The sequence below is a fragment of the Mucilaginibacter sp. genome (genome assembly GCF_041663085.1).
Taxonomy (GTDB): Bacteria; Bacteroidota; Bacteroidia; order Sphingobacteriales; family Sphingobacteriaceae; genus Mucilaginibacter.
Genome location: NZ_JBAZRC010000210.1, coordinates 1 through 5,484, shown reverse-complemented (window position 1 = coordinate 5,484; position 5,484 = coordinate 1). Strand labels below are relative to the sequence as shown.

Genomic DNA, 5,484 nt, shown 5'->3' with positions numbered 1-5,484 from the left:
AATCCGCCTAAACAATCATCGTGGAAATGAGTAGCTATGCAAAAGATTATCCTTTTGTTGAAGCGCCGTTTAACGCTATCTATTAGCTGTTGGGTTTGTTCATCGCCCCATGGTGAATTAACCAGAACAATACCCTTATCGGTAACCGCAAATAAGCTGTTAGCCGGGTATGCGGGCGATTTATCATCCGGGTAACCGTATGATGTGCACACGTAAAAGTTTTTGGTTAAATGTGTGATGCTGATCTTCACCGACTTTTTTTGGCCGAATGCTATAGCGGAAATAAACAGGCACAATACAAAAAGTTTCAGCTTCATAATATAAATTTTGCGCCGTGTAAAGCGTCCACGCTTTACACTAAGAATAATACAAGCGTCTGCGCTTGAGCACTACACGTGAGCGTGGACGCTCACAATATTTATACCCTCAAGCGTGGACGCTTGAGGGGGCGAACTTCAAATTATTACAACTCCGCCAATATCGTCAAACTCATCTTATCCAAACCGCTTACCACAATATTTGCTTTAGTCAATGTTTCCGGCGAGCCAATACCTACGGTTTTCATATCGCCGTTTATCGCAGCTTCTATCCCGGCAATGGCATCTTCAAAAACCACACAGGCTGCCGGGGCAACACCTAGCGCTTCGGCTCCTTTTAAAAACACTTCCGGATCAGGCTTTGGGATGCTTACGCTGTTACCATCAATAATGGCATCAAACAAATGTGTTAATTCTAATTTATTCAGGATGGTAGGGGTGTTCTTGCTGGCCGAACCAATAGCTGTTTTTAAACCCGCGTCTCGGCAGGTTTGTACAAACTCGCGGGCACCGGGCAGTATTTCGGCGGGCGTCATCTGGCCTATCATTTCGGTATACCATTCGTTTTTTTGGGCTGCCAGTTCCAACTTTTCAGCTTCGGTTTTGTTGGTGATGTTTCCCCAGCCAAGTATCAGATCCAGCGAAGCCATGCGGCTTACGCCCTTCAGCTGTTCGTTCTGGTGTTCGGTAAAATCAAAGCCCATTTGGTTGGCAAGGCGTTTCCATGCTTTATAATGGTATACGGCGGTATCTACAATTACGCCATCCAGATCAAAAATACAGGCTTTAATATTCATGGCGGTAAAGTTATAAGTTGCCTTGTTAATAATCATTATAAATAAATTACTAACATTATTTGGATTAATTATAAATAGTCCGTTCTTTTGTGGCATAGAATGGTAACAACATTAACAACAGATTCGCAAACAAGTACCTGGTCAGATGTATTCAGCACCCAAAACGGCGCCGTATATCAGTGTGATGCTGAACGTTGCTGGTATGTTGATTTTGCCGGTAAAGTTGCCAAATTTGATTACCGTTGCCTGCTTAAGTTAAAAAAAGCGGTTTACAATGTTGATATCGAAGCCAAACTGCTCGATTCATCGAAAGACCCTGATGTAGAGATCATCTTTATCTGCGCCTGCGACCACACTTACATCCTCACCCTTTTACAAATTATCGCCCTGAAAGAAATTCTGGAAGGTACGTTTGTAATGCTTCAGCTAAACAATATTATACAAGACCGCTTGTATCGTGTTGCCCTTTAGTAATTTAGACTGAATTCATATTGTCTTTATTTTCTTCGATAGCTGTTTATACAGGTATTATTGTATAACTATTTAAGTCGGCATGTTTATTGCAATGTTTAAATAGTTCTAAAATACTATCATCCATGAAAGATCTTATCCGTATCAAAAGCCTGATCTCTGCCGAAGTAGAGGCGCTTTTAAACCAGCAAGTTAAGAAAGAAGCAACATCTTCATCAATATATTTAGCTATGGCATCGTGGTGTAACCGTAACGGTTACGATTTCTCGTCCGACTACTTTTTTAAACAGGCAGAAGAGGAAAGACAGCACCAGCTAAAATTTTACAAATACATTTTAGATATGGGCGGCAACGCTATATCGCCTGATGTAACCGGCATTAAACAGGAGTACAACTCGTTCCGTGAGGTATTTGAGGAAGCTCTTGATCAGGAGATCAGCGTAACGCAATCAATCAAAAATATTTATGCCCGCTGCTTAAAAGAGCAGGATTTTGTAACCAACGAATTTTTAAACTGGTTTTTGAAAGAGCAACGCGAAGAAGAATACAAAGCACGCCGTGCGCTTGAATTGTTCGAGGTTATTGGCGAAGAGGGTACCGGCAGATGGCAGATTGATAAGCACGTTGGCGGTATTAAATACGACAGCGAAGCTTAATCTTTAGCTAACAACAGCTTTAAAACATCCTTCTCTGAATATTCTTTTAACCAGATATTCCCCGGAGAAAACGTACAGACCGGTGCCCAATCGCACCGGTCTGTGCATTCTATACGTATCACCTCAATATCTTCCTTACTATATTTGGCAAACTTTTCGGCAGTTTTATACATGCTTTTGCCGCCGCGTTTAGCGCATTTGCTCCCTGTACATACAAACAGCACTTTATCAGGTACAGTGAATTTACCCATCTCAAAAAAATTTTAATAATTATAGAACTTACAAATATCAGCTTTATTTTTGATACAAGTTGTTATTACACAAGCATAACAATTAAAACCAATTAATGTGATGAGGTCTATCGAACTTATATCTATCCCGGTAACAGATCAGCATGTGGCTAAAGAATTTTACCTTAAACTGGGTTTTAAACTTATTGTAGAAGGGCCATACCAGGGCGGTGCAAGCTGGATACAACTGGGCCTGCCTGATGGTGGTACATCCATTACGCTGGTAAACTGGTTCCCTGAGTTAAAACCTGGTAGCATACAAGGCTTTGTGATCAAATGCGATGACCTGGATAAAACTATAGAAGAAATAGCCTCAAAAGGCATAACAGTTGGCAATGCCGACAAAACCCCATGGGGCCGTTTCGCTACCGTAAAAGATCCGGATGGTAACGCCTGGAGTTTACACGGGAAATAGGGAGTAGTACTTAAACACTATTTTGTAGTTGAAAAATTACCAGATTGTAGCTCAATTGTAGCGCTTACTTAATACATTTGGGTATGTACAGATCCCTGTTCTTGTTACTCTTTATTACTATTCCCGCATATTCATTCGCGCAAATTAGCATTACCGGTAAAGTTATCAGCACAGATAACAAAAATGGAATTGCTGCGGCGAGCGTGTTTTTGAGTAATTCGAAAGTAGGTACAATAACAAAAAATGACGGGACGTATGAGTTAACCTATGTAAAAGACGGGCAGTACGACATGCTGGTATCATGTATAGGTTATGAAATATACCACAAACAGGTCTCGGTAAAGTACAGCAATCTCCAAATGCCCGATATTGAACTGGTACCCCAGATAAGCCAGCTTGGCGAGGTTAAGATCAGGCCCGGCAGGGCTAAACGCGACCTGAAACGCGAGCGATACATCCGTATGTTTAAAGAACAGTTTTTGGGCCGCACCAAAAACGCCACGAGTTGCAGGCTATTGAACCCCGAACTGTTGGAGTTTAATTTTGATGAGGCCAGTGATAAACTAACCGCAACCTCGTCTGACTTTTTGGTGATCGAAAACAAAACATTGGGGTATCGCATAAGGTACCTGCTTAAATCGTTTTTATACGACCCGAGGGATGGAGTAGCCGCTTATACAGGCTCATCGGTATTTGAACCTATTAATGGTACGCCACAACAGGAAGCCAACTGGATAAACAAACGGGTGGAGACCTACAAAGGATCGGAATTGCAGTTTTTACGTGCCTGTATAGCCGATGCTATGCCTTTAAATGAATTTATCGTCCGCCGACTATACAGAAAGCCAACCCCGGGACGCCCGGCAGATAGCCTGATATATGAAAGAGTTAAATACATACGAAGCCACCCCTCGGCATTCGGCAGCAGGGATTCCTTAAATTATTGGATAGGGCAATCAAAGCTGCCGACGAATGAACAAAGGGGTAGTGAAGAACCATTAAAAACGGCAGAATACGTAAAACGTACTGATGAAAAAGGCGTTTATGCCTTAGGCTATTCAAAACCCATCATGATCAATTTTAGACATAAGGAGAATAGCTCAAATGAGCGGACTTCTTATATTATCTTTAGGGAGCCTTATACCTATTTTGATAGTAACGGTGTAATATTTACCCCTGAAAATTGCATTATTGAAGGTTATTGGGGAACGCTCCGCATAGCCGACCTGTTACCGGTAGATTATGAATTGGGGAAGTAATAGCTGTGCTTCTTATTTTTGCCTCATTCTCAAAAAAACTTAATATGCCGCTGCCGCGAGCTTTCAGCTCGTGGCGTGCACAAAGTCAGCTTTCAGCTGACGCAAGCTGAAAGCTTGCCGGGTACCATACCACAAGTTACGCTACGCTAAACTTGCGGCAGCATATGTGTATGTATTTGTTTAAAAATCTCTGTGCTCTTTGCGGTTTTTACTCCGTGCCCTCTGTGGTTAAATAACACAAATTTATATCTTAGCCCTATGCTCAAAAAGTCATTACTCCTTTACCTTTTAGTTCTTATCATTTCTCTAGGTTGTAATAAAAACGAAACACTATACAAAGTAGTAGGCGTAAAAGATGGTGATACTATGGTGCTGCTATCGCCCGATAACCAAAGTATTACCGTTCGACTTGCCGAGGTGGATTGCCCCGAAAAAAGCCAGGCCTTTGGGCAGGCAGCCAAACAATTTACTTCAGATCTGTGCTTTGGCAAAATGGTGAAATTGGTTGGTAACCAGCACGATCTCTATGGCCGTACAGTAGGAGAGGTTGTATTAGAGAACGGCACCAGTGTAAACCACGAATTGGTGAAACAAGGCTACGCCTGGCAATACCGTGCCTATTCAAAAAGTATGGAACTGGCCATGCTTGAGCAGCAGGCCCGCCAAAACCGCCTTGGTTTATGGCAAGACGAGAACCCAACCCCGCCCTGGAATTTTAGGAAGGAAGAGAAAACCCAGCGGGTTGAAAAGAAGGTAAAGAAAGTTAATAAGCCATATAAAAAACGCAGATCACGCAAGCATCAGGATACGGTAGCTTTTTAGATTTGGTAACTTTTTAAAAGTTGCCAAATCTTTAGCCTTTACGTAACTTGCCGTAAAATATTAGTTTAAGCTGAAGAGGTAAAAGGTTAAGCCGAAAGGTTCGAAAATTCACTCGATCGCTAATTCACTAATTCATTAATTATTTTCAATGAAAGTATTTAAGGCCATCTTTTCTATAGCAATTACCGCCGTGTTTATCTGGGCGTTACAAACAAAATTTGGCGATGTACCACCTTTGGGCGAGTTCCTGAACCCGTCAACAGGTTTCTGGCAAAATGCCGAAAGCAAGAACATCATCCCTGCCGAAAAACTAAAGCTAAACGGCCTGCAGGGTAAGGTAACCATCAGGTATGATGAGAATATGGTGCCCCATGTTTTTGCAGAGAACGACCACGACCTATACTACGTGCAGGGCTACCTAACTGCCAAAGCGCGCCTTTGGCAAATGGATATTCAG

Annotated in this window: 8 protein-coding genes and 1 pseudogene; 6 read left to right on the top strand and 3 right to left on the bottom strand. The window is 42.1% G+C overall.

Going from position 1 to position 5,484, the window contains the following annotated elements; genetic code table 11:
* Both WC615_RS22335 and pgmB read right to left on the bottom strand, forming a co-directional pair.
* Nucleotides 1-317: pseudogene (locus WC615_RS22335) on the bottom strand (hypothetical protein); the annotation flags it as partial.
* 146 nt (nt 318-463) lie between these two features.
* On the bottom strand, nt 464-1,114 hold the full coding sequence (pgmB, locus tag WC615_RS22330; protein ID WP_372980248.1) for a beta-phosphoglucomutase: 651 nt from the start codon (nt 1,112-1,114) through the stop codon (nt 464-466).
* A gap of 99 nt (nt 1,115-1,213) precedes the next feature.
* Here pgmB and WC615_RS22325 point away from each other — a divergent pair, with 99 nt between their 5' ends.
* The gene (locus WC615_RS22325) at nt 1,214-1,585 is read left to right on the top strand and encodes a hypothetical protein (protein ID WP_372980247.1); all 372 of its coding nucleotides are present in this window, start codon (nt 1,214-1,216) and stop codon (nt 1,583-1,585) included.
* 125 nt (nt 1,586-1,710) lie between these two features.
* Nucleotides 1,711-2,241 carry a ferritin gene (locus WC615_RS22320; protein WP_191174073.1) on the top strand — a complete coding sequence of 177 codons (531 nt, stop codon included), beginning with the start codon at nt 1,711-1,713 and terminating at the stop codon, nt 2,239-2,241.
* Here the strand turns inward: WC615_RS22320 and WC615_RS22315 are convergent.
* The gene (locus tag WC615_RS22315) at nt 2,238-2,492 is read right to left on the bottom strand and encodes a (2Fe-2S) ferredoxin domain-containing protein (protein ID WP_067062740.1); all 255 of its coding nucleotides are present in this window, start codon (nt 2,490-2,492) and stop codon (nt 2,238-2,240) included. The genes WC615_RS22320 and WC615_RS22315 overlap by 4 nt on opposite strands.
* 100 nt (nt 2,493-2,592) lie before the next feature.
* On the opposite strand from WC615_RS22315, the gene WC615_RS22310 reads away from it, so the two are divergent.
* From WC615_RS22310 to WC615_RS22295, 4 genes are all read left to right on the top strand, one after another.
* Nucleotides 2,593-2,946 carry a VOC family protein gene (locus WC615_RS22310; RefSeq protein WP_372980246.1) on the top strand — a complete coding sequence of 118 codons (354 nt, stop codon included), beginning with the start codon at nt 2,593-2,595 and terminating at the stop codon, nt 2,944-2,946.
* Nucleotides 2,947-3,029: 83 nt separating this feature from the next.
* Nucleotides 3,030-4,205, top strand: coding sequence for a carboxypeptidase-like regulatory domain-containing protein (locus WC615_RS22305; protein ID WP_372980245.1), 1,176 nt, complete (start codon nt 3,030-3,032; stop codon nt 4,203-4,205).
* 258 nt (nt 4,206-4,463) lie between these two features.
* Nucleotides 4,464-5,027, top strand: a complete 564-nt coding sequence (locus tag WC615_RS22300) for a thermonuclease family protein (RefSeq protein ID WP_372980244.1) — start codon at nt 4,464-4,466, stop codon at nt 5,025-5,027.
* 148 nt (nt 5,028-5,175) lie between these two features.
* Nucleotides 5,176-5,484, top strand: a 309-nt coding sequence (locus WC615_RS22295; RefSeq protein ID WP_372980243.1) for a penicillin acylase family protein, incomplete at its 3' end; no start/stop codon positions are given.

Coding starts and splice junctions, on each gene's coding strand:
- WC615_RS22310 (WP_372980246.1), top strand. CDS start 2,593: ATGAGGTCTATCGAACTTATATCTATCCCGGTAACAGATCAGCATGTG.
- pgmB (WP_372980248.1), bottom strand. CDS start 1,114: ATGAATATTAAAGCCTGTATTTTTGATCTGGATGGCGTAATTGTAGAT.
- WC615_RS22325 (WP_372980247.1), top strand. CDS start 1,214: ATGGTAACAACATTAACAACAGATTCGCAAACAAGTACCTGGTCAGAT.
- WC615_RS22305 (WP_372980245.1), top strand. CDS start 3,030: ATGTACAGATCCCTGTTCTTGTTACTCTTTATTACTATTCCCGCATAT.
- WC615_RS22300 (WP_372980244.1), top strand. CDS start 4,464: ATGCTCAAAAAGTCATTACTCCTTTACCTTTTAGTTCTTATCATTTCT.
- WC615_RS22320 (WP_191174073.1), top strand. CDS start 1,711: ATGAAAGATCTTATCCGTATCAAAAGCCTGATCTCTGCCGAAGTAGAG.
- WC615_RS22315 (WP_067062740.1), bottom strand. CDS start 2,492: ATGGGTAAATTCACTGTACCTGATAAAGTGCTGTTTGTATGTACAGGG.